This is a genomic window from Pseudomonas hormoni, from assembly GCF_018502625.1.
Taxonomy (GTDB): Bacteria; Pseudomonadota; Gammaproteobacteria; order Pseudomonadales; family Pseudomonadaceae; genus Aquipseudomonas; species Aquipseudomonas hormoni.
Genome location: NZ_CP075566.1, coordinates 4,199,310 through 4,219,884, shown reverse-complemented (window position 1 = coordinate 4,219,884; position 20,575 = coordinate 4,199,310). Strand labels below are relative to the sequence as shown.

23 protein-coding genes are annotated in these 20,575 nt (G+C 55.9%); 7 read left to right on the top strand and 16 right to left on the bottom strand.

From position 1 onward, the window contains the following. Positions 1-15: 15 nt before the first annotated feature. Complete coding sequence (locus tag KJF94_RS19665) at positions 16-324, bottom strand: PepSY domain-containing protein (RefSeq protein WP_214378049.1); 309 nt, start codon at positions 322-324, stop codon at positions 16-18. A 111-nt stretch (positions 325-435) separates the two neighbouring features. Next, positions 436-1,563: a glycerophosphodiester phosphodiesterase gene (locus tag KJF94_RS19660; RefSeq protein WP_214378047.1), complete on the bottom strand. Its 1,128-nt coding sequence runs from the start codon at positions 1,561-1,563 to the stop codon at positions 436-438. 221 nt (positions 1,564-1,784) lie between these two features. Here KJF94_RS19660 and KJF94_RS19655 point away from each other — a divergent pair, with 221 nt between their 5' ends. Continuing rightward, positions 1,785-2,111: a DUF2025 family protein gene (locus KJF94_RS19655; RefSeq protein WP_150633922.1), complete on the top strand. Its 327-nt coding sequence runs from the start codon at positions 1,785-1,787 to the stop codon at positions 2,109-2,111. A 137-nt stretch (positions 2,112-2,248) separates the two neighbouring features. Here the strand turns inward: KJF94_RS19655 and KJF94_RS19650 are convergent, their stop codons facing one another. Both KJF94_RS19650 and KJF94_RS19645 read right to left on the bottom strand, forming a co-directional pair. Next, complete coding sequence (locus KJF94_RS19650; protein WP_214378045.1) at positions 2,249-2,572, bottom strand: antibiotic biosynthesis monooxygenase family protein; 324 nt, start codon at positions 2,570-2,572, stop codon at positions 2,249-2,251. Beyond that, complete coding sequence (locus tag KJF94_RS19645; protein WP_214378043.1) at positions 2,569-3,276, bottom strand: CTP synthase C-terminal region-related (seleno)protein; 708 nt, start codon at positions 3,274-3,276, stop codon at positions 2,569-2,571. Before KJF94_RS19645 ends, KJF94_RS19650 begins: the two co-directional genes overlap by 4 nt. Positions 3,277-3,465: 189 nt before the next feature. Here KJF94_RS19645 and KJF94_RS19640 point away from each other — a divergent pair, with 189 nt between their 5' ends. Next, the gene (locus KJF94_RS19640) at positions 3,466-3,777 is read left to right on the top strand and encodes a hypothetical protein (protein ID WP_214378041.1); all 312 of its coding nucleotides are present in this window, start codon (positions 3,466-3,468) and stop codon (positions 3,775-3,777) included. Here the strand turns inward: KJF94_RS19640 and KJF94_RS19635 are convergent, their stop codons facing one another. The 3 genes from KJF94_RS19635 to KJF94_RS19625 form a co-directional block, all read right to left on the bottom strand. Continuing rightward, the gene (locus KJF94_RS19635; protein WP_214378039.1) at positions 3,778-4,308 is read right to left on the bottom strand and encodes a DUF1003 domain-containing protein; all 531 of its coding nucleotides are present in this window, start codon (positions 4,306-4,308) and stop codon (positions 3,778-3,780) included. 71 nt (positions 4,309-4,379) lie between these two features. Then, positions 4,380-5,456 (bottom strand): diguanylate cyclase, encoded by a 1,077-nt coding sequence (locus KJF94_RS19630; RefSeq protein ID WP_214384914.1) that lies wholly within the window; start codon positions 5,454-5,456, stop codon positions 4,380-4,382. Positions 5,457-5,613: 157 nt separating this feature from the next. Further along, complete coding sequence (locus KJF94_RS19625; RefSeq protein ID WP_214378037.1) at positions 5,614-6,222, bottom strand: TetR/AcrR family transcriptional regulator; 609 nt, start codon at positions 6,220-6,222, stop codon at positions 5,614-5,616. Positions 6,223-6,435: 213 nt separating this feature from the next. Between KJF94_RS19625 and KJF94_RS19620 the strand changes: the two genes are divergently transcribed. Both KJF94_RS19620 and KJF94_RS19615 read left to right on the top strand, forming a co-directional pair. Continuing rightward, a complete protein-coding gene (locus tag KJF94_RS19620; protein WP_214378035.1) occupies positions 6,436-7,476 on the top strand; it encodes an MBL fold metallo-hydrolase in 1,041 nt (346 codons plus the stop codon). A gap of 133 nt (positions 7,477-7,609) precedes the next feature. Next, on the top strand, positions 7,610-9,070 hold the full coding sequence (locus KJF94_RS19615; RefSeq protein ID WP_250548181.1) for an amidase family protein: 1,461 nt from the start codon (positions 7,610-7,612) through the stop codon (positions 9,068-9,070). Positions 9,071-9,136: 66 nt separating this feature from the next. Here KJF94_RS19615 and KJF94_RS19610 read toward each other — a convergent pair whose 3' ends face one another. Both KJF94_RS19610 and KJF94_RS19605 read right to left on the bottom strand, forming a co-directional pair. Further along, positions 9,137-9,454 carry a helix-turn-helix domain-containing protein gene (locus KJF94_RS19610; protein WP_214378034.1) on the bottom strand — a complete coding sequence of 106 codons (318 nt, stop codon included), beginning with the start codon at positions 9,452-9,454 and terminating at the stop codon, positions 9,137-9,139. Positions 9,455-9,536: 82 nt separating this feature from the next. Beyond that, positions 9,537-10,304 carry an AraC family transcriptional regulator gene (locus KJF94_RS19605; protein WP_214378032.1) on the bottom strand — a complete coding sequence of 256 codons (768 nt, stop codon included), beginning with the start codon at positions 10,302-10,304 and terminating at the stop codon, positions 9,537-9,539. 112 nt (positions 10,305-10,416) lie between these two features. Here KJF94_RS19605 and KJF94_RS19600 point away from each other — a divergent pair, with 112 nt between their 5' ends. Together KJF94_RS19600 and KJF94_RS19595 are read left to right on the top strand one after the other, a co-directional pair. Beyond that, positions 10,417-11,232 carry a sulfite exporter TauE/SafE family protein gene (locus KJF94_RS19600; RefSeq protein ID WP_214378030.1) on the top strand — a complete coding sequence of 272 codons (816 nt, stop codon included), beginning with the start codon at positions 10,417-10,419 and terminating at the stop codon, positions 11,230-11,232. Between the two features lie 99 nt (positions 11,233-11,331). After that, positions 11,332-12,504 (top strand): hypothetical protein, encoded by a 1,173-nt coding sequence (locus KJF94_RS19595; protein ID WP_214378028.1) that lies wholly within the window; start codon positions 11,332-11,334, stop codon positions 12,502-12,504. Between the two features lie 7 nt (positions 12,505-12,511). On the opposite strand, the gene KJF94_RS19590 is transcribed toward KJF94_RS19595, so the two are convergent. The 5 genes from KJF94_RS19590 to KJF94_RS19570 all read right to left on the bottom strand — a co-directional run bounded on the left by KJF94_RS19590 (position 12,512) and on the right by KJF94_RS19570 (position 16,600). Next, positions 12,512-13,501: a hypothetical protein gene (locus KJF94_RS19590; protein ID WP_214378026.1), complete on the bottom strand. Its 990-nt coding sequence runs from the start codon at positions 13,499-13,501 to the stop codon at positions 12,512-12,514. A gap of 141 nt (positions 13,502-13,642) precedes the next feature. Then, complete coding sequence (locus KJF94_RS19585) at positions 13,643-14,401, bottom strand: GGDEF domain-containing protein (protein ID WP_214378024.1); 759 nt, start codon at positions 14,399-14,401, stop codon at positions 13,643-13,645. A 13-nt stretch (positions 14,402-14,414) separates the two neighbouring features. Beyond that, positions 14,415-14,801 (bottom strand): DUF1987 domain-containing protein, encoded by a 387-nt coding sequence (locus KJF94_RS19580; protein WP_214378022.1) that lies wholly within the window; start codon positions 14,799-14,801, stop codon positions 14,415-14,417. Positions 14,802-14,813: 12 nt separating this feature from the next. Then, positions 14,814-15,383 carry a SiaB family protein kinase gene (locus KJF94_RS19575; RefSeq protein ID WP_214384912.1) on the bottom strand — a complete coding sequence of 190 codons (570 nt, stop codon included), beginning with the start codon at positions 15,381-15,383 and terminating at the stop codon, positions 14,814-14,816. A 2-nt stretch (positions 15,384-15,385) separates the two neighbouring features. Continuing rightward, a complete protein-coding gene (locus KJF94_RS19570) occupies positions 15,386-16,600 on the bottom strand; it encodes a SpoIIE family protein phosphatase (RefSeq protein WP_250548319.1) in 1,215 nt (404 codons plus the stop codon). 202 nt (positions 16,601-16,802) lie between these two features. Between KJF94_RS19570 and KJF94_RS19565 the strand changes: the two genes are divergently transcribed. Then, complete coding sequence (locus tag KJF94_RS19565) at positions 16,803-17,615, top strand: HNH endonuclease (protein WP_214378018.1); 813 nt, start codon at positions 16,803-16,805, stop codon at positions 17,613-17,615. Positions 17,616-17,862: 247 nt separating this feature from the next. On the opposite strand, the gene KJF94_RS19560 is transcribed toward KJF94_RS19565, so the two are convergent. Both KJF94_RS19560 and KJF94_RS19555 read right to left on the bottom strand, forming a co-directional pair. Continuing rightward, the gene (locus KJF94_RS19560; protein WP_214378016.1) at positions 17,863-18,396 is read right to left on the bottom strand and encodes a BRO-N domain-containing protein; all 534 of its coding nucleotides are present in this window, start codon (positions 18,394-18,396) and stop codon (positions 17,863-17,865) included. Positions 18,397-18,934: 538 nt separating this feature from the next. Further along, positions 18,935-20,185, bottom strand: a complete 1,251-nt coding sequence (locus KJF94_RS19555) for a ribonucleotide-diphosphate reductase subunit beta (protein WP_008034875.1) — start codon at positions 20,183-20,185, stop codon at positions 18,935-18,937. Positions 20,186-20,575: the final 390 nt, after the last annotated feature.

Sequence of the window (20,575 nt, the reverse complement as noted above, 5' to 3'; positions counted from 1 at the left end):
TTTTTTGTGTGAGTATCAGTCGTCTTGTTTGTTCTTCAGGACTTCGCCGGTGGCGGCGTTCAAGTCCACGTCCCATTCAATGCCTTTGGCATCTTTCAGTTCGACTTCGTACTCGTAGCCGTTGAAGTGGTTATCCAGGTCGCTGTCGGTGATCGTGGCACCCGGGTGCAACTTCAGAACGATCTGGTTCAGCTCTTCCAGCGGCTTGATCTTTTTATCCTTGACCAACTGCGGGATCTGATCGACGGGAACATCATCCGCCTGGGCCAGGCCAGCGGTGAGGGTCAGGGCGGCAGCGGTGAACAGGGCAGTCAAAGTCTTCATGAGGTTCTTTCCTTGGGTGTGCTGATTAAGTGAGTCCAGATTAACTGTGGCAACTTAATTCAGGCTTAATTCCCATTAACGCGTCGTTTGTAAAAGCTTCGCGGTCCTCGATCAATACCCATTGTTCGTCAGCAACTGCGCAACCGTACCCGCCGCCGGGCGTTTATAGAACTTCAACAGTTCGCTGGCACGGTTGGTGAAAATACCATCGACCCCGGCGTCCATAACCTTCTGGTAATCCACCGCATCATCGACGGTGTAGACGTGCACCAACAAACCCTGATCGTGGGTGTACTGGTTCATCCACGGCTTCACCAGGTCCGAATAGCTCTGATCGCCGCCCTTGGTCAGCGCGGCGGAAGGACCGGTGCCGATCGCGCCCTGGGCCTTGGCGTACTCGACCCATTGCTGGAACTCGGCTTTGTCCTTCGGCTCCTGCTTGGCGTAGTACGTGGCTTTGTCCTTGTCGCCAGACTCGGCGAACGTCACCTTGGACTTGGGCTCGATGCTGCCTTCGCCGACCCACAGCAACAAAATCTTCGGCACCTGCGGCATTTCTTTTTCCAGCAGTTCGAGGCTGCTCTTCTCGAACGTTTGCAACACCACTTTGCCTTTGCCCTGGCCGACCGCCAGATTGCTTTTCGCCAGTTTGGAACCCGCCGGGCTCAGCCAGCCGCGATCCTGCAATTTATCCTTGAGGTCGCTTTCGATGCCGGGGAATTGCTTGGGTTCTTTGGTTTCGATGTACAAGCCGGGCTTGTGCAGCGGATTGCCTTGGGCAATGTCGATGATCTCGTCGAGGGTCAGGATTTTCAGACCCGCATAGGAGGGACGTGCGCGATCCGGGTAAGCGCTGTTGAACCAGCTGCCGGCATCGAGGGTTTTCAGTTCGGCGATCGTGAACGCGTTGGCCGGGCTGTCCTTGCGCTCAGGGAATTTGCTGGCGACGTCGGTGGTGCGTTGCAGGTTGTTGTCGTGCAGGGCAAACAGCACGCCGTCCTTGCTGCGTTGCAGGTCCAGTTCGAGGTAGTCGGCGCCCAGATCGCGCGCCAGTTTGTAAGCGGCGGCGGTGGATTCCGGTGCATCGAAAGACGCACCGCGGTGAGCGATCACCGCCGGATGCGGGATGCCCGAACGGCTCGCCAGTGAGGTTGGGCCTGGCTCGCTGGCGGCCTGCGCCTGACCGAGGCCGAGCAGCACGCTCAGCAGCAGAGCGCTCTTGGTGAAAGTAACAGGCATGGTCGAGATCCTTTCGCAGAGTGTTTTCAAAGACGTCCCTTTTAACAACTGAGCGCCGCTTGCGCTATCGCGAGACCGACATAAACGTGTTTAAAGCAGATTTTTCAGCGCTTTTGTGCAGTTCTTTGCAGTACTCTTGGCCCCGGCAGTTTCCCCGGCAGAGGGAGCGCCCTTCATTTTGCCCGGCGTGTAAACCATCGATCACTTGTGTGAGGTTTATCATGCGCATCACTTCCCAGCTCATCTGCCAGGCCGCCGAACAGCTCAAAGGCTTCGTCGGCCTCAATCGCAAGACCGGTCAGTACATCGTGCGTTTCAGCGAAGATTCCTTCGGCATGGACGTGGCGGATGACGGCATTATTCCTGCCAGTGAATTCGTCTGGGCGCCGGGGCCGGAGCAGGCCATGACGCTTAAGCGCGAGCTAATTCAGTTGTTGCTGGATCAGAACATTGATGACCGGATCAACATTACCGAGCCGTTGCGGGTGTATATGAATCGGCGGGAAGTGCCGGAGATTTCGGCGGTGCGCAGTCTTGTTCAGAGCTGAATTTTGCAGTGTTTGTGCTGGCCTCATCGCGGGCAAGTCGAATCGTCGCACCGCCGCTCCCACAGGTTTTGTGTACAACGCAGAACCTTGTGGGAGCGGGCTTGCCCGCGATGACGGCCTAAAGAACACCGCATCCTTTACTGTTTAAACTCATAAGCCCGCTCAACCCTGCACACCCGCGTATGACACGCCGAGTACCAGGTCGAGCGCCCACGCTCACGAATCGCGCTGTGCTCGGGATGATGTTTCCACGCCAGAATCGCCGCCTCACTGGCCCAATAGGACACCGTAATCCCAAGCCCATCTTCGCCCCGCGCCGATTCCACGCCCAGAAAACCCGGCTGCTCGCGCGCCAGTTCAACCATGCGCTCGGCGGCTTCGGCGTAACCCTGATCCCCCTCGGTGCGCAGCGAAGTAAAAATCACCGCGTAGTAAGGCGGTTCCGGCGTCTGGGCCATCATGATTTCTTCCTCACACACGCTTCGATCAACGCACTCACCAGCGGCGGCAACACACCTTTGAGCGCGGCACGTTCAGGTTGAAACAACGTGGCAACGAAGAACGGATGCCCACGCAACTCCACTGCCCGCAACTCCCCCGTCGAATCGTGCCCGACAGCGGATAATTCCTGGCTCAGCAAATCCCGTTCAAAGTCGGGATTCACACCGAAACGGCAGCGATAGCCTTCGCGAATCTCGGCGCTTTCGTACGCCTTGGCGATCAACGAACCTTCAACCAGATGAATGCTGTCGACGGCTTCCACCAACGAACAGGTCAGTGGCGTGAGCAGCGCTCGCGTTGCATCGGGTGAGGTCTCGCCGTGAACGGCATCTCCCCAGCCGAGCACGTTACGAGCGTATTCGAGTACGGCGTGCTGAAAACCGCCACACGTGCCGAGGAAAGGTCGCTGTTGTTCGCGGGCAAAGTGGATCGCTCGCAACGCACCGCCCTCATCGCGGTAGGGACTGGCTGGTACACACCAGAAGCCGTCGAAGTCTTCCAGCGGTGTGTCGTTGTCGATGCAATCGGTGGCCAACCACTGGAACTGAATGTTCAAGCCTGAGTGTTCGGCCACCATTCTGAGGGCGATGGGAATCGCCTGGTGGGCGGTGACTTGCGGGTCGTAGTCGCCGATCAGGGCGATGCGGATGGCGGTGTTTTCCATGAGTGCTCTCGACGCTTGTTGATTCCTGGAGCCCACTATAGAGGCGCATCCTCCACGGAAAAAGCCTTCAGTGTCGAGCGCTTTTAGCCTAGGGCAGGTGTCGACTTTTCTGATTGTTAATATCCCCGCCGACCTCTAGTTTGACTTCAGTCATTCGACTGAATCTTTAAGCGATGGAGAGGGATAACCATGAAGAAAACAGCAGGAAAGCTACTGGTGTTGTGCTTTTGCGCAGGGGCTTGGCCGGTACTGGCGCAGCCTTTCACCTGTGGAGAGAAATTTCTGGGCAGCGATACGCAAGCGGAACTGGCGCAGGCCATCATCGAGGACGGTGGAAGGGCGGTCGGCGTTCAACGGGTGTTCACGATTTGCCAAAAGGGTGTCATCCATATCGTGCTCGACGGCAATAACGAGACGTCGACTCCCAGCTATAAAAAACGCTGGCAGCAGCGTGCGGTGGCACTGCTTCAGGTCTCCGCCGATAAATTAATGGTCCGTTGATCAGTGGTTCGATGGGTCTTTGCGCACGAAATGCTGGTGCATTTCCGACGTCAGGCTTTCGATGCGTTCAGTGAGGGCTTTGGTCATCTCGGTCAGGCGGGTGTTTTGCTCGAGCAATTCGAGCAATTGCGCGGAGTTCTGTGCCGCTTGGGCCTGACGTTCACTGTTGGCCACGGCCAGCGCTTCGCGGTGCTGCGCGTCGGCGTCGGATTGAGCTTTGTCCCGCGCCGCCTGCCGGGTCTGGGCCAGCAAAATCAGCGGCGCGGCGTAGGCCGATTGCAGGCTGAACGCCAGGTTAAGGAGGATGAACGGGTACAGGTCAAAGTGCGCCACACCGAACACGTTGAGACACACCCACAGCACCACGATCAGCGTCTGCGCACCGAGAAAGGTCGGCGTGCCGAAGAACCGCGCAAAGGCCTCGGCACGCAGGGCAAACTTGTCAGTGCCGAAGGTCGGCGCCAGGTGAGCGTGAGGACGGTGGAAACGCAAGTGATCGACGGGCGCGGTGGTTTTGGTTTCGGTGGTCATGATGCTCTCTGCAGGGCGCGGGGACTGAGCCCCACTATAGCGCCACCACTTGGCAAGCCGCGCAGCTTTGGCTAAATCGCCAGCGTGACAGCCGTGTTGCGCTCGGTATCGCGGGTGGCGACACAGATTTTGTTGCGGCCGGTGTTTTTGGCGGTGTAGAGGGCTTTGTCCGCGTCATCGAGCCAGGCGATGGCATCGGTGAAGGACGGGTGATAAGCGGCCAGGCCGATGCTCAGGCTGACCCGCAGTTCGGGAATTTCCTGATGCCGGTAGTCATGCAGCACTTCACGTATGCGTTCCATGACATCCCGCGCCTGATGCAACGGCATGTCGGGCAGGATCACGCAGAATTCATCACCGCCATAGCGCCCGGCCAGATCGCATTCGCGCAGGTTGCGCTTGAGCTCGGCGCTCAACTGGCGCAGCACCGAGTCACCGACGATGTGCCCGTAAGTGTCGTTGATGGGTTTGAAATGATCGATGTCGATCAAGGCAATCGCGGCGGGTAGTTGGTGTTCGCGACAGTGGTGGAATTGCAGTTGCAGCAGGTCTTTCCAGGCGCCGTGGTTGAGCAGGCCGGTAAGACTGTCAGTGCGGCTCAGGGCACTCAAGGCGCGTTTGTGTTCGGACAGTTTGATCGCCAGCCGATAACAGACCATGCCCACCGCCCAGGGGTAGAGTGTGAGGATCGGCAGGCACGCCCAAATTTGTATTGGGGTGGTCGTTGGGTTGAACGTTGCGCCGAACAACAGCCAGGCAATCATCACACCCGCCGCTTGGGCCAGAGTGCCCAACATGAACAGCCGCAGACCGCCCGTGGCGACATTGTTCATCGCCATCATCGCCAGGATGGTCACTGCAGTGAGCGGGTTGAACTGAACCGTCGCCGCCCAGAAACCGCCACACAGCGAATCGCAAAGCAGGTTTCGGCGTTCGGTCTTGTAGGGAAAGTTCGCGCGGGTCGACAGTTGATAGGCAATGTGGGGCCAGACAAAGGCGTTGACCAGCATCAACGCCCAAACCCAAAACGGCATGTGCAATGGAGACAGCGCAGCGGCCACGCTGATGCAACCGACGCCAAGGCCAATTGTTCTGGGCAAGTAAATGCGTCTGGCAAATGACAAGCCTTTGCCGCGTTGGTTTTCCATAATGTCCTGCGCCAGATTCATTCTGAAACACATTGCCGTGTTTTATTCAGAGCTACCGTTCATCGGTCAAACGGCGGACATTGTCATTTATTCCAGCAGGAATAATCAGTGTCCTTCGAAGCCATTTAACGGTTGCAGGGCGCAGCGAAAGCTTGATTTAGAGCTGATAGCAGGCCAGGAACATGTCCAGTGCCGACTCCACGACGGTGGTCTGCATCTCGGGCGAAAGGCCGGGCATCCCCATGGAAATCTGCGGCCAGAAGGCAAAGGATTTGAGCATTCCCTGAATCTGCTGAGCGGCAAACTCCGGGTCAACCGGCTTCAATCGTCCATCGGCCTGAGCGGCGCGAATCCACACGGTCAGGCCTTCTTCGCGCTCGCCCATTCGCGCGACCATGTTCTGAGCACGCTCCGGGGAATGGATGGTGGCGGCAATCGCAACACGTGCCAGGTCGAGAAAATTGTCGTCGGCCAGCATCTGCAATTTCGCCATCAACATCAGGCGCATCTGGTCGCGCAGCGGCAGGTCAGGGCGGTAGGCCGTTTCCTGTTCTGCCGTGACCCGCGCCCATAACTGATTGAGGATTTCGGCGAACAACTCTTCCTTGCTGGGGAAGTGGTTGTACACCGTGCGCTTCGACACGCCAGCGGTGGCGGCAATCTTGTCCATGCTGGTGATGTCGAAACCGTTGGCACGGAATTCGGCAATCGCCGCTTGAATGATCGCTTCGCGTTTTCGGTCGGTCAGGCGCTGTGGAGCTGTCATAAGTACGCTTCGGCAGAAGAAATTAAGAATTACACTCAGCAGTTTACTTGTGATCAGCTTTGATGCAACCTAGAAACTACACTGTGCAGTGTAATGTTTTGTTAATCCTGCACAGCCAAAAATAGAGTGTTCGGCTGATGCGTGCGTCCCTTGGCCATTTATCGTCCCACCGCTGAAACCGCGAACCGTGCGGTTTCCTGGAGTCATTCAGTCATGGCCAATTCCACCAACGCCTCAGCGCCTGAAGCTTCCCGTCAGGCAGAAGGGCACTTCCAAAACCATGCGCCCGTGCAACGCGAAGGGTTTCGAAAAATGGTGCGCATCATGTGGAACATGATCTTCCACAAACCGCGCAACACCCGACCGACTACGGCCGTTCCGGTGCAACGCCTGACTCACGACGCTCTGATCGCCGCACCCAACCACAGCGTCTATCGCCTCGGCCATTCCACGGTACTGCTGAAACTGCGGGACAAATTCTGGATCACCGATCCGGTGTTCGCTGAACGCGCTTCGCCCGTGCAATGGGCCGGCCCGAAGCGCTTCCACCAGCCGCCGATCAGCCTCGAAGAATTGCCACCGATCGAAGCGGTGATCCTGTCCCACGATCACTACGACCACCTCGATTATCAGGCCGTGCTCAAACTGGCGGACAAGGCCAAATACTTCCTCACCCCGCTGGGCGTCGGCGACACCCTGATCAAGTGGGGCATCGACGCCAGCAAAGTGCGCCAGCTCGACTGGTGGCAAGACACCGAAGTCGACGGCATCCAATTCATCGCCACCCCGTCGCAACACTTTTCCGGCCGAGGCCTGTTCGATGGCAACAGCACCCTGTGGGCCTCATGGGTGATGATCGACGCCGACACCCGGATCTTCTTCAGCGGCGACAGCGGCTACTTCGACGGCTTCAAACGCATCGGCGAACAGTACGGCCCGTTCGACCTGACCCTGATGGAAACCGGCGCCTACAACGTCGAGTGGCCACATGTGCACATGCAGCCCGAGCAAACCCTGCAAGCGCACATCGACCTGAAAGGCCGCTGGCTACTGCCGATTCACAACGGCACCTTCGATCTGTCGATGCACGCCTGGTTCGAGCCGTTTGACCGGATTCTGGCATTGGCTTGGGAGCGCAGTGTTTCGATTACCACGCCGCAGATGGGTGAGGCGTTTAACGTGATGTATCCGCAGCGGGGGAGTGCGTGGTGGTTGGAGGTCGAGCAGCAGGTGTATGAACAGAGTGTCGGCTGAACTACGGAAGTAGGCGAATATTCATACGTGATCTAGAGACAAGTGATGACGGAAATTTCCAGCAGCGTCTGTAGGCTGGAAAGCGAGTGGACTTTTTTCACTCGCTATCATTCATCACAAGGATCTCTATCACATGGATGCGCAAACTCAGGCCCGCGACTCGAGGTTGGAATATTTAACTGCTGATGAAATCAGCCAACGGATGGAATGCGATCAACTGAGTGCCGTAGCGCTGGTGCAGCACCTGCTGCACCGGATCGAGGCGCTGGATAAGCAGGGGCCGGCGATCAACGCGATTATCGAACTCAACCCTGACGCCTTGGCCATCGCCGAGATGCTCGATCAGGAGCGACAACGAGGTCATGTTCGGGGACCGCTGCACGGCATTCCCGTGTTGCTCAAAGACAATATCGATACGTCCGATCAGATGCAGACCAGCGCGGGGTCGCTGGCCATGGTCGGGCAACCGGCCGCTCAAGATGCGTTCATCGTGCAACGGCTCAGAGCGGCAGGGGTGGTGATTCTTGGAAAAACCAACCTCAGTGAATGGGCGAATTTTCGCGACCCTGAGATTCCAGACGGTTGGAGCAGTCGAGGCGGGCAAACCAAAAACCCGCACGTGTTGAGTGAATCGCCATACGGCTCAAGCTCAGGCTCCGGCGCGGCGGTTGCCGCAGGTTTTGCGCCGCTGGCAGTCGGAACGGAAACCGTCGGCTCGATTATCGCCCCCGCGTCCGTCAACGGCGTGGTCGGCCTCAAGCCTACCGTGGGCTTGCTCAGTCGTAGCGGCATCGTCCCGGTGAGTCAAAAAGTCGATACTCCCGGGCCCATGACGCGCACCGTTCGTGAGGCGGCACTGCTCTTGAATGCCATGACCGGTAGCGACGACGCCGAACCGGTCAAAAAGCCTCACGCCATCAGCGGCGTGGACTATACGGCTATGCTGATCCCGAATTCACTGGTCGGACGGCGCATCGGTTATCCCGTCAAGTTCGATACAAGCGCCGAAGCCGCACAGAGCGACCCTCAGTTTTCCCGTGCGCTGGAGGTCATGCAGGTAGCCGGGGCGACTGTGATTCCGGTGGATTTCGATGATCCTCAATCCTTAACGCCGGAAGAGGTGGAAAACGGATTCGGGATGGGCATCAAGCGTGATCTTCCCCGATACCTGGCTACACGAACCGGTCTTGCAATCCATAGCCTGGAGGATCTCCTGCAATACAACGAGCACTCCACCAGCGCCGAGGGTTATGGGCAAGCCACGTTGAGCGCGGCCAACAATGTTGATTTTGACGAGCAAACGTACAACGAGTTGTGGCAAAAAATTCAAAGCGAAAATGCGGCTGCCATCGATAACGTAATGCTTGAGCATCAGCTGGATGCCGTTGTGTGGGACGTGGGTTCCCCCGGGTTGAACGTCACTGCATTGGCAGGTTATCCCGGCATCATGATGCCTTCCGGGGCGGACGATAACGGAGTGCCTACCTCGGTGTTTTTCTTTGGGACTCGCTGGAGCGAGGCCCATCTGCTGGCTATTGCTTATGGTTATGAACAAGCCTCCAACGCAAGGCCGACCCCTGCGTTCAAGCCATAGTCACTAACCCATGCAAACCAGGTCGCAGCTCCATCGCTGACCCGCGTTGAGCTGCGGTCTGTTATGTCACTCAACCATCGCAAAATTTGCCCGCCCGACCGGATCCGATACAGACCCTTTCACACTCATCCCCCGTCCCGGCGCAAACCCCGGGAAGAACACCAACCCCTCCGACTCAAACCGATAAGCCAACGCCAGTCGATCAGCATCTGCCACATCGCGCCTAGCCTCGAATCGCTCAATCGTGTCGACCGAAACGCCAGACTCCCGCGACAACTCATCAACACTCCAACCCAGCATCGCCCTAGCCTGGGCGCAATGTGCAGGGGTGAATTGGAAGAGGGCGATACGTTCCAGGGTGATTTTCATCGCATAAGAGGCCATGGTGTTCTCCGGGCTCAAGAGTGCTTATTCAAAAACTACTGTGATTTTGTACAGTTGTTTTGCCTCCGGATCAAACTCATTTTTATTTCGCCCCTTCCAACCAGACGGACGGCGCCTGACCCAGCACACGGCGAAACATCGTCGAAAACGCCGCCGGACTGTCGTAGCCGAAATCCAAAGCAATCCGCGTCACCGGCTCACCCACCGCCAATCGCGCCAACGCCAGCACCACGCAGGCGCGCTGCCGCCACTGGCTGAAACTCAGGTCGGTCTGCTGGCGAAACAGCCGGTTGAACGTGCGCAAACTGATGTGCAACTGACCCGCCCATTGCTGCGGCGACTGATGAGCATCGGGGCGCTGCAAAAAGCCCTGGCACAACGCGAGCAACCGCGCATCGACAGGCAGCGGAATGTGCAACGGCAAGTGAGCACTGCGCGCCAGTTCATGCAGCAGCAAATCAATCAACACCCCGTCGCGCCCGGCCTCGTCATACGCCAGCGGAACCTCCACCGCCTCCATCAGCAAATGCCGCATCAACGGCGAAACGCTGATCACCTGACACTGACTCCCCAGATCCACCGCCAGTGGTTCGATGTACAAACTCCGCGTGCTCACCCCCAGCATCAACACCTCATGCGCCACCCCCGCCGGAATCCACACCGCCCGTTGCGGCGGCACCACCCAATTGCCGTCATGCGTGCTGACCTGCATCACCCCGGTCGCGCCGTACAACAATTGCGCCCGTCGGTGCGTATGACGGGGCAACACATGACCGTAGGAATAATCCGTACCGATCGCCACCACTGGCCGTGGCGTGTCATCCAACAAATTAATCGAAACATTGCGCATCAAGCGGCTTCCAGCAGTTGGCGTAAACGCAAACATTATTGGCTGACTTGCTGAAGCAGGCCAAGCTACATCGCTCTATCGTCGACCACTCTCAACCAACGGACGACGCGCAATGTTCTACCTCCTGCTGACACTTTTCGGCTGCATGACCGGCGTCACCGCCGTGCTGTTCGGCTTCGGCGGCGGCTTCGTCGTCGTGCCATTGCTGTACCGCATGCTCATGGCCAGCCACGGTGCTGACGACCCGATTGGCCAATCGGCGATGCACATTGCCGTCGCCACTTCGACCTGCGTGATGATCGTCAACGCACTGGTCGCCAGCGGAAAACATCACCGCGCGGGTAATCTGATTCGCCATTACCTGTGGCCGTTGGGTGGGTTTATTGGATTAGGCGCGGTGGTCGGCGCAGTGGCGGCGATGTGGGTGAGTGGCGAGGTGATTCGGTATGCCTTCATTGCGTATCTGGGCGTGACCATTGTGGACTGCCTGTTCAGACGCGGATTTCTTACTCACGCTGATAACGGAATCCCACGGCGATTGGGGAGGGCTGAAGTGTCCGGTGGCGGCGTAGGAATCGGCGCCATTGCGACGTTTCTCGGCGTAGGCGGCAGCGTGATGACCGTTCCGTTGTTGCGTCGATGCGGGTTGAGCATGAGTCAGGCAACGTCCATGGCTAATCCGCTGAGCTTGCCCGTGGCGTTGGCCGGGACGCTGACTTACATGGCGATGGCGGGGTTCACCGAGTTTGATCTGGGCTCGTGGTTTGTGGGTTATGTGGACGTGCTGGCATTTGCCGTCCTGACGATGGGATCGTTGGTGGGGATTCGATTGGCCACGCCGTGGATCGGGCGGATTCCGGATCGAATCCATGCGCGGGTTTACATCGGTTTGCTGGTAGTGGTGATGATCAGCATGTGCCTGAGTTGAACGCTATCAAGTCAGCTTTTTATCGATTCTAGAAAGCGGGTTCGCCATAATCCGCCCACTTCTTGCGAGCCGACGCTCGCCGTATTCAAGGATGATTTTATGTTCAAAGGATTGTTTCGTCTCACTGGCATTGTCGTGTTGGTGTGCTCAACGTTTCCTACAGTGTTGTGGGCCGACAGCGGCAAGCAGACCTACACCGGAATGCTGGGCAAAATGCCGATTGTGCTGGAGGTGAGCGCCGACGGCAGTGAGGGTCGTTACTTTTATCAAAAGTACCGCAAGGACTTAGTGCTCAGTGGCACCAAGGAAGGGGAAACGCTGGTGCTCGAAGAGGGTGACCATCGTTATGGAGAGTACAAACCTCTTCCGACAATTCGTTTACAACCCGAATCCAACGGTTGGTCAGGTGAATGGGTCAGCCCTAAAGGGAAGGTCTTGAAGGTCCAGTTGCAGCCAGCAAACCTTCCTCCGGTTCCCGCCGATACCTTGCCCTATCTCGTCAGACTTCACGACAAGGCGCCTTACGAATACCTGCGCTTACAAGGTATGAAACTCATCCAAGGCAAGACCGAAACCTTCATGGGATACACGCTGCAATGGTGGAGCGAGCCACAATCAAACGCCGAGCTGTTTGAAGTGATTTCGGGTTACAGCGCCGAAGAGCGTCAGCGAATCAACCAGCAATTGATGGGCCGTTTGTGGCGAGAAGTCGTGGGGTATTACGGATGTTTCGCCAATTACGCTGACGCCTATTACTCACAGATCAGTCAGCCTCTGTGGATGACGCCGTCCGTGATGAGCGTTCGTGTGTCTACCGAGTACTTCTGTGGCGGTGCTTATCCGGATCAGGTCAATGACTCAATCAACTTCGATACCAAAACGGGCAAATCCCTGACGCTTGAAGATGTGCTGTGGGTGGGGCAGGGCAAACCACTGCATTACGAGGAAAACTACGACGTCTATAACTCTTCGTCCGAGTCATCCACTGCTTATTCTGATTACCGCAATAAAGAGCTGGCGCCGTGGCTGGTGGCACAACTGCTTAAGCTCTATCCCACTGAAATGACGACAACGCCAGAGGGGGAGAACGATTGCGGCTACAACGATGATTACCCTTGGCACTATCCGGGCTGGTACTTCACCGAAAAAGGCATCAAGTTAGAGCCATCCTTCCCTCACGTGGCTGCCGTGTGTCAAAACATTGGTTGGGGCGTCCTGCCTTACAACCTCGTCAAACAACACCCCGGCGGCGTCGCGCTGCAACTGCCCTGAGACGAATTTACTTATCAGCCAACCCCGGCGCTTCCCGAATAATAAAGTGATCCAGGTTCTCGATATTCGCACTGAACACCCCGAACGTCTGCTCGGGGTTTTTCGTGCTCGGCACCTGCTTCAACTCCGGCGTCACGCCATAAAAGAAACAATACAACTGCGCTTCACTGTCGATGGCGTGCTTGATCTCTTCCAGAAACGCTTTGCGCTTGCGGTAGTTCTCGATCAACTTCTTGCTCAGGTAAACGTTGACCGAATACGGCTTCTTCTTCGCCTCATCCGCTTGCTTGAACCAGACCTTCTGCTCGAAATCGATGCGAAAGCTCTGGGTGTAATCCTTGATCTCCTTGATCTTGCCCCAGTAAATCAGCCCCTTGTTGTCCGTCAGGTATTCGATCTTCTTGAAGAAGGACCCATAAGGCGCCGTGTGCTCGCCGATTTTCAGCGGCATGCGCTTGAGCAGGTCCTTGTCCTCGAAGTTCGAGACAAAACACTCCACCGGGTGGGCGAAGATGCTGGTCTTGTCTGGCGCCGATTCACGGCTCGGGTGCTCAACATCACTGGCGGCTGAAAAGGGTTTCGGATCGTCCCGCACCACATCCGCCACCACCGCTGGGTTCGACTGCTTACGCACATACTCACGCCGAGTCAGCAACAACTCCGACGGAAAATGCTCCTCGCGACTGTCATCCGTTTCCGCACCGTCCACGTCCAAACCTGACGCCGGCGCCTTGAGGCTGACATAAGGACAATCCGCCACATGCCGGGTGCTGGGCGTGTTCTTGAAGTGCGGGGTGCGAACGTAATTCACGTTCTTGGCGTTGAACGTCGTCAGCACATTCAACCCATCGAACGCCAAGCGACAGGCATCGTTGGGGCACTGGAAGTGTTCCTTGGCGGAATCGAACTCCATGGACTCGTCGAAATTCAAATCGCGCACGTCATAGATCGACAGCTTGTCGTCGAGGCTGAGGCAGTAGGCGAGGTCGAATTTCATGGAGGATTCAGTTATCGGGGAAGTAGCGAGTATTAATAGCGGGAGGTGGTGAGGAATGCACTCAATGCTTTCATCCGTTGCGCCAAACCTGCGGGAGCACGCCAACTCGTGAGTCTCAACTCCATCATCGCAAGCAACACTTCAAAGTGCGTCTTCGCCCGCCATCTCTACACGATTTCTGCCTGAGCGCTTTGCCTGGTACAAGGCTGTATCCGCCAAGCTGTAGGCGGTATCGAAACTTGTTCCCACTGAATTGGCGCTAACGCCAAAACTCGCCGTGATCTGTCGGTTCACGGGACTGCCAAACACGTGAGATGCAATCGCCTCCCGCATGGCTTCCGCAAGGCTCAAGCCTTCCGCGATTTCGCCGGCGGGGATCAGTACCGTAAATTCTTCACCGCCCACTCGCCCGATTATTCCGCTGTCACCGACGATCCTGCGCAGGCAGCCGACTATTCCCTGAATGACCGCATCCCCGGCAGGGTGACCGAACTCGTCATTCACCAGTTTGAAGTGATCTATGTCCAGGACGATCATCACAGCACCGACTTTTTGCAGGGTCTGTACGGATAGATCAATCACGGCGCTACGATTGAGCACTCCCGTCAGGCCATCGTGAGTCGCGCGATATTCGAGCTGGCGGGCCAGTATCTGTAGTTGTGCATTAAGGGTATTCATTTCACGCTCGGCCCGGTCGCTTCGACCAATCAACCGGCGAGTTTCGCGCATCAAACGCTCAAAGTGCGAAGTCATATCGGCAAGCGAGCGCTGGTACGTTTCGGCATCCGCCCCGCTCAGCGCCAACGTCGAGCGAGCGCGCTCAAGCGCATCATTTTCGCTTTTGAACAGATCGGGAGCCGAGTCACCAGAATCCCCAACGGTAGTGACTGGAGCGGTCATTTTTGTCATTACCTCAGGTGGTGATCGAGTGATCATTGAAAATAATGGATTCGAAGTCAGCCTTCAGCTCCTCACCAAATTCAAAAATCGTTTCGTCTTCCTCGTCGTGGTACCAGTTAACTTCAATCCGGTTGCCAGCTTGAGCCGAACGATCAAGCGCATCGAAAATGCTGAACAGCATTTTTGTACTGGAGCTATTGAAATACGCCAACGCGATATTGGTCGTGATCGTCGCGTCTGTACGCCCCTCCAGAAAACTGCGTAGCTGCTGGATGATTGGGGCATAAAAAGCAGCCGCGTTTTCGGGGTAAGACTCGCCTTTTATGGACAGCAGGTTTTGATCGAAACGAAAGTCCACTTCCGGCGATGTTGCGGTTGCGTCAATGTAGAAATTATCCATAACTCTCTCGACTCAAATGATGGCTTTAAGACAAAACAGGGTAGTGTCCGGGTCATCCGCTCTTGGATGAAAGTCAAACTCCAAGGGCGCGCAAGCGTCGCGCGCCATCGTCAAAAAGCCCAGGCCGGCCCCCTTGCTTTCCACTGGAGTTTCCGCCCGTAACGTCACCTTGTAGGCGTGCTTGATCTCTTCAAGTGACATGTTGCGCAAGGGTTCGAGCTTTTCTCGGAGGCGATCAACGTCCGTGGATGCAATGGGATTGGCGCAGAGCATCAGGTGGTGTTCACCTTCTTTGCTTATGCACACCGCGCCCTGACGCAGTACCGATTCATCGGCAACCGTGGTTTGCAGCAAATCCGAGGAGTAATGCAGGATGTTCTGCGAGAGCTCAACAAACGATGAGAACAACTTACGCCGTGTCGGACCACTCACCCCAGAGATTTCAAGTTGCAGTTTCACAACTTCCGCCATCGCTGAAATGATGTGATGCGAGAAATAACCCATGTGGTAAAAAATGACATTCCGTTGCTGGGCCAAATCGAAAAACGTGCAGTCGTGATGCACAGACGCAGGATTAAGCATCATCAGTTCCTAATGCGGGCACAAAAAAGGGTCAAGTCGTCACGACGGGTTTGTTCTCCCTGCCAGGCTGCAAACGTGCGTTGCAACTCTTCGCAGATGAGCGTTGACGATTTATCACGGTGTTCCAGTATGGTTTTGAACGCCTTGCGCTTACCGAAGGCGATTTTTTTCGGGCCACCGATTTGGTCCGTGAGGCCATCAGTGGCAATGAAAATCAGGCTGCCGGGTGGCATGTGAACAGTGCTCACCGTCCACGAGTAGTCCAAACCGCTATCCACATAACCGACGCCGATGCGCTGACCGGCAATGGTTTCAAGTTCGTCGGCATCAGGCTTCAACACATTCAGCGACATCCTGGCCCCGGCAAAACTCAATACGTGAGTAGCCGAATCGAACCAAAAGAAAGCAGCGTCCAGGCCGTCATCCGACTCCGGGGTACCATCCAGTCCATTGACTTGCCCCAGTAGACCTTTGACACCTCGGTTAACGGCAGACAGGAGATGCCCAGGATCGCTCGGGCCTATCTGGGTCAGCGCCTGGGTTAATGAAGAGGAGGCGATCAACGTCATGAAGGCGCCTGGCACGCCGTGACCGGTGCAGTCTGCAATCGCCCCAAACCATCCGGTCGGGTAGGCACAGAAATGATAAAAGTCGCCGCCGACAACATCGCGTGGCTCCCACAGCAATGTCGCGTCATCCAGCGTCAACGCCAAGGCATCACGAGAAGCCCGAAGCATCGCGCGTTGAATGACACTCGCGTATTCAATGCTCTGCATCATCTGGCGGTTCTTTTCAGCTTGCATGGCCGCCACCACCGCCATCAGCTGCAAGCCATTTCCCAAACCGGCGAAGCTGCCGTTTCTCGTCACAATGAAGCCGTCGGCGAGGGCCTTCTCACCATACTCCACCGTCTTGAACGTCAATTCTTCGATGCTCATCTCGGCATCGACGATCAACGGTTCCTTATCCATAAAAGCGATGCAGCTTTTCTTGTCATACAGCTCACGGTGAAACGGTTTGCTCATTTGCGACAAGAAAATGTTGCGGTTTATCAAGCCTACCGGGCGCGAGTCCTCCACCACCGCCAGGCACACGACATCGCGCTGCGCAGTGAAAATTTCCATCACCAGGGTGTTGGTGCTATCCAGGCTGATCGCAGGCGCTTCATTGCATAAATCACCGGCGCACTTGTGGTCTTTTGGCAGCTTGGGATGCATGAAAGTGAAGTGTTCTGCGTTCATAACTGAATCATCGCACCGGGTAAATGCGGGATGATGTCAGGGTGATGTTAAGGTGATATGACAGCGAGGGAGTTGTAGTTCCTCGTTAACAAATGAGAATCCAGAGCTTTTTCCGCTGATTCTGTAGGAGGTTTCTCTTTCTTTGGTAGGATTCATCCTCTTCCAAGAGGATGAATGGATGCCAGCTGTCATTGTCGAAAATGATGAATCTAAGTGGGCGGATCAGACAGGAGAGCATTACCACTTTCCCAAGCAGTACAGAGCGATTCTTACCGAAGGAACCGAGGTGCTGTACTACAAAGGAAAAATGACAAACAAGATTTTTTCGGATCAGCGGCTGAGCACTAAACCTCATTATTTTGGTGTTGCCCGAATTGGGAAAGTCGAAGCAGATAGAAACAGCACAAAAGGTGATTTGTTTGCTGTCATTGAAGGCTTTAGGCCCTTTGAGTCTGCCGTTCCGAACAAGCTTGATGGGGAGTACCTTGAGTCGATTCCTCCAAGACTTAAGGATAATTACTGGCGCAATGGTGTCCGGGCAATTGATCAAGCGGTGTTTGATAGGATCTACGCCTATGCAGTGCTGGAGCCGAACGAGGCCGACGATTTTCGCCTAACCGACGTTGTGCAGGACTTTGAGACTAGAACCACCGGTACCGAGGGGAAACATATCTCATATTTCGGTGTGCGGTATGAGCGCAGTCCAAAGCTTCGGCGTCAGGCAATAGCTATTCATGGGATCAAATGCAAAGCCTGTGATTTTGATTTCGAGAAGGCGTATGGCAAACATGCAAAAGGCTTTATTCATGTACACCACGTGAAGCCCATCTCGGAATACGAGGAAGATCAGGTAGTCGATCCAGCGACCGACCTAATTACGCTATGCGCAAATTGCCACGCGGTTGTTCATAAAAAGCCCGGCGAACTGCTGAGCGTTGAGCAGCTGAAAAGCATCCTCCATGGTCGGTGGGTTTTCGACGACATGGCTTAAGGTAATTCGGTGATGTTAAGCCTATCTTGAAGGTATCTAGAAAATCAGTGGCGATTCGCTAAAGAAAATGGGGAGTAGATCAATCGCTCTATCTCTAAACAAAAGCCCGTCATTCCAGGCTATGTATAAACGAACCGAGGATGGTTCTAAGCAAACGCCCGGACTTGTGCGGGGCATTTTTTCATACGACCGACAAAAAAAATCCTACAGACAACAGCGGCTCTTCTTTTGGTCGATCCTACGAAAGCTAATTCACCGAATGCCTCGAAGACTGAACTGACTCCCAAACCTTCCGCCACCAAGGCTTAACCACGGGTACCCGCCGCCGCGTGCGATTGAGCAACAGATAAGGCATATCCCGCAGCCGAATCCAGCCTTCATCCTGCCAATGCAACAGGCTCAGCGACATCTCCGGCCAATCCAACAAGCTCAACATCGGTCGATCTGGATTCTTTGATCGTCCCGCATCGCGCAACGCAGGGACCACTTGATGAGTCAGCCACTCGCGCAGCAACCGATTGCCCGGCGCGTAGTGATAGACCAGCAACGCATACACGCCTGATTCACTGAGCAGCAGTCGCTTTTCCGGTTGGCCGTGGTAGTCGATCAGTAATGTGTGCCGCTGATCTTCATCCAGTTTACTAACTACGCGATCACTCAGATGGAATCCCATTAATCGGCCCAAGTCGCGGGCGCAGAACCATGGCTGATTTTCTAGGAGGAGGGCGTGAAGAGTAAGGTTTTGGCGGACAAAGACTGTGGTGGCGAACGGATCAGGCATGACCGATCTCCGTAGGCGCTGGAAAGCAGGGTGCTTTTTGAGTGGGCATATCATTTCCTCTACGAATGAAGTGGGCAGAGCCAAGCCCGACGTAGAGGAGGTAAGAAATCCCAACAGCAGACTTTTTCATGCAAGGTCGCGCATTTGTCTCTGGGACAACACGCGGTTTGTGTGAATAAGTCAGCTTCTACGTTGGGCGTTTCTTAGGCACCTGCGATGGAGCTTAGAGGCGCTTTGATTGGGCCGCAACGCGGAAGCAGCTGTAAGTGTTGTAGGAGTTTTAGCGTCGTGGCGTAGGGATGAATAAAGGTTTTTTCACGGAGCCCCGGGAACCACAGCGAACACCGTATCTGTAGGAACCGGCTTGCTGGCGATAGCGGTGTGTCAGTCAACAAAAACGTCGAATGACGCACCGCTATCGCCAGCAAGCCGGTTCCTACAAAGGGTTGTGTCTACGCTGAAAATGGAGCAGTAAAAGCCGTGCAATAAAAAGCCCCGATTAGATCGGGGCTTGCTGGTTTTCGTTTAGCCTCAGGAGTTAATCCCAGCTAAGCGCACCACCGGTTTGGTATTCAATAACGCGCGTCTCAAAGAAATTCTTCTCTTTCTTCAAGTCCATAATCTCGCTCATCCAAGGGAACGGGTTAGTCGTCCCTGGATACTCTTCCTTCAACCCAATCTGCGACAAACGACGGTTAGCGATGAACTTCAGGTAGTCCTCCATCATCGCCGCGTTCATGCCCAACACGCCGCGAGGCATGGTGTCACGCGCATATTCGATCTCCAGCTGAGTCCCCTGCAGAATCATCTGCGAAGCCTCTTCCTTCATCTCGGCATCCCACAAGTGCGGGTTTTCGATTTTGATCTGGTTGATCACGTCGATGCCGAAGTTCAGGTGCATGGATTCGTCGCGCAGGATGTATTGGAACTGCTCGGCGACGCCGGTCATTTTGTTGCGGCGGCCCATGGAGAGGATCTGGGTGAAGCCGCAGTAGAAGAAGATGCCTTCCAGAACGCAGTAGTAGGCGATCAGGTTGCGCAGCAACTCTTTGTCGGTTTCGACGGTGCCGGTTTCGAACTTTGGATCGGAGATCGAGCGGGTGTATTTGAGGCCCCAGGTGGCTTTTTTCGCGACCGATGGGATCTCGTGGTACATGTTGAAGATCTCGCCTTCATCCATGGCCAACGATTCGATGCAGTACTGGTAGGCGTGGGTGTGGATCGCCTCTTCGAAGGCCTGGCGCAGGATGTACTGGCGGCATTCCGGGTTGGTGATCAGGCGGTACACGGCCAGGACCAGGTTGTTGGCAACCAGGGAGTCGGCGGTGGAGAAGAAGCCGAGGTTGCGCATGACGATGCGGCGCTCGTCGTCGGTCAGGCCTTCCGGGTCTTTCCAGAGGGCGATGTCGGCGGTCATGTTGACTTCTTGCGGCATCCAGTGGTTTGCGCAGCCGTCCAGGTATTTCTGCCAGGCCCAGTCGTACTTGAAAGGTACGAGTTGGTTGAGGTCGGCGCGGCAGTTGATCATGCGCTTTTCGTCGACGGCGACACGGGCGGAGGCGCCTTCGAGTTCGGCGAGGCCTTCGGCGATGTCGAGGTTGTCCAGGGCAGCCTTGGCGCGAGCGATGGCGGCGGAGTCGGACGCGGTCACAGCGCGAGCTTCTTGAGCGGCAACACCACCAGCGGTGTCGAGGCGGTCCATGTTGGCTTCAGTCGCGTGGCCGGCGTTGGCGCCTTTTACCACGGTCTCGCCGCTGTCTTCTTTGTCGAATTCGTCCCAGCTCAGCATGACGTGTCGTCTCCTGCGTGAGGGCCAGATGCCCGTGTGATGGTTTTTCACACGGTCGGTCTGACCGCGTTGGATCTATAGAAATATCGTTTTTTGCAACAGCTATACGCAGGCATCAAACAGAATTTTGTACGGGTATTCCGAAGCCGCTGATGGGCGCAGATAGCGTGAACAGTTCTGCGTGGGCTTCAGACTGGCTTTTGACCCCTGTAAGGGAATATTGCAGGCCCGTTTAAGCCGGCATTATAGGGAAATTTTTGCGGCCGTGGTGGGGCGAATCCGCGCATGGAACGGTCGAGAAGGAGGGTTTTTCGGTCGGAGCGAGGGTTTACAGGGCTTTGGCTGGATATCGCGGGTGAAGATTTTTTTTCTTAAATTTTGACGTGCTAC

Excerpts from the sequence above, each read along its gene's own strand:
- KJF94_RS19665 (WP_214378049.1), bottom strand. The coding sequence starts at position 324 with ATGAAGACTTTGACTGCCCTGTTCACCGCTGCCGCCCTGACCCTCACC.
- KJF94_RS19660 (WP_214378047.1), bottom strand. The coding sequence starts at position 1,563 with ATGCCTGTTACTTTCACCAAGAGCGCTCTGCTGCTGAGCGTGCTGCTC.
- KJF94_RS19655 (WP_150633922.1), top strand. The coding sequence starts at position 1,785 with ATGCGCATCACTTCCCAGCTCATCTGCCAGGCCGCCGAACAGCTCAAA.
- KJF94_RS19650 (WP_214378045.1), bottom strand. The coding sequence starts at position 2,572 with ATGATGGCCCAGACGCCGGAACCGCCTTACTACGCGGTGATTTTTACT.
- KJF94_RS19645 (WP_214378043.1), bottom strand. The coding sequence starts at position 3,276 with ATGGAAAACACCGCCATCCGCATCGCCCTGATCGGCGACTACGACCCG.
- KJF94_RS19640 (WP_214378041.1), top strand. The coding sequence starts at position 3,466 with ATGAAGAAAACAGCAGGAAAGCTACTGGTGTTGTGCTTTTGCGCAGGG.
- KJF94_RS19635 (WP_214378039.1), bottom strand. The coding sequence starts at position 4,308 with ATGACCACCGAAACCAAAACCACCGCGCCCGTCGATCACTTGCGTTTC.
- KJF94_RS19630 (WP_214384914.1), bottom strand. The coding sequence starts at position 5,456 with ATGGAAAACCAACGCGGCAAAGGCTTGTCATTTGCCAGACGCATTTAC.
- KJF94_RS19625 (WP_214378037.1), bottom strand. The coding sequence starts at position 6,222 with ATGACAGCTCCACAGCGCCTGACCGACCGAAAACGCGAAGCGATCATT.
- KJF94_RS19620 (WP_214378035.1), top strand. The coding sequence starts at position 6,436 with ATGGCCAATTCCACCAACGCCTCAGCGCCTGAAGCTTCCCGTCAGGCA.
- KJF94_RS19615 (WP_250548181.1), top strand. The coding sequence starts at position 7,610 with ATGGATGCGCAAACTCAGGCCCGCGACTCGAGGTTGGAATATTTAACT.
- KJF94_RS19610 (WP_214378034.1), bottom strand. The coding sequence starts at position 9,454 with ATGGCCTCTTATGCGATGAAAATCACCCTGGAACGTATCGCCCTCTTC.
- KJF94_RS19605 (WP_214378032.1), bottom strand. The coding sequence starts at position 10,304 with ATGCGCAATGTTTCGATTAATTTGTTGGATGACACGCCACGGCCAGTG.
- KJF94_RS19600 (WP_214378030.1), top strand. The coding sequence starts at position 10,417 with ATGTTCTACCTCCTGCTGACACTTTTCGGCTGCATGACCGGCGTCACC.
- KJF94_RS19595 (WP_214378028.1), top strand. The coding sequence starts at position 11,332 with ATGTTCAAAGGATTGTTTCGTCTCACTGGCATTGTCGTGTTGGTGTGC.
- KJF94_RS19590 (WP_214378026.1), bottom strand. The coding sequence starts at position 13,501 with ATGAAATTCGACCTCGCCTACTGCCTCAGCCTCGACGACAAGCTGTCG.
- KJF94_RS19585 (WP_214378024.1), bottom strand. The coding sequence starts at position 14,401 with ATGACCGCTCCAGTCACTACCGTTGGGGATTCTGGTGACTCGGCTCCC.
- KJF94_RS19580 (WP_214378022.1), bottom strand. The coding sequence starts at position 14,801 with ATGGATAATTTCTACATTGACGCAACCGCAACATCGCCGGAAGTGGAC.
- KJF94_RS19575 (WP_214384912.1), bottom strand. The coding sequence starts at position 15,383 with ATGCTTAATCCTGCGTCTGTGCATCACGACTGCACGTTTTTCGATTTG.
- KJF94_RS19570 (WP_250548319.1), bottom strand. The coding sequence starts at position 16,600 with ATGCATCCCAAGCTGCCAAAAGACCACAAGTGCGCCGGTGATTTATGC.
- KJF94_RS19565 (WP_214378018.1), top strand. The coding sequence starts at position 16,803 with ATGCCAGCTGTCATTGTCGAAAATGATGAATCTAAGTGGGCGGATCAG.
- KJF94_RS19560 (WP_214378016.1), bottom strand. The coding sequence starts at position 18,396 with ATGCCTGATCCGTTCGCCACCACAGTCTTTGTCCGCCAAAACCTTACT.
- KJF94_RS19555 (WP_008034875.1), bottom strand. The coding sequence starts at position 20,185 with ATGCTGAGCTGGGACGAATTCGACAAAGAAGACAGCGGCGAGACCGTG.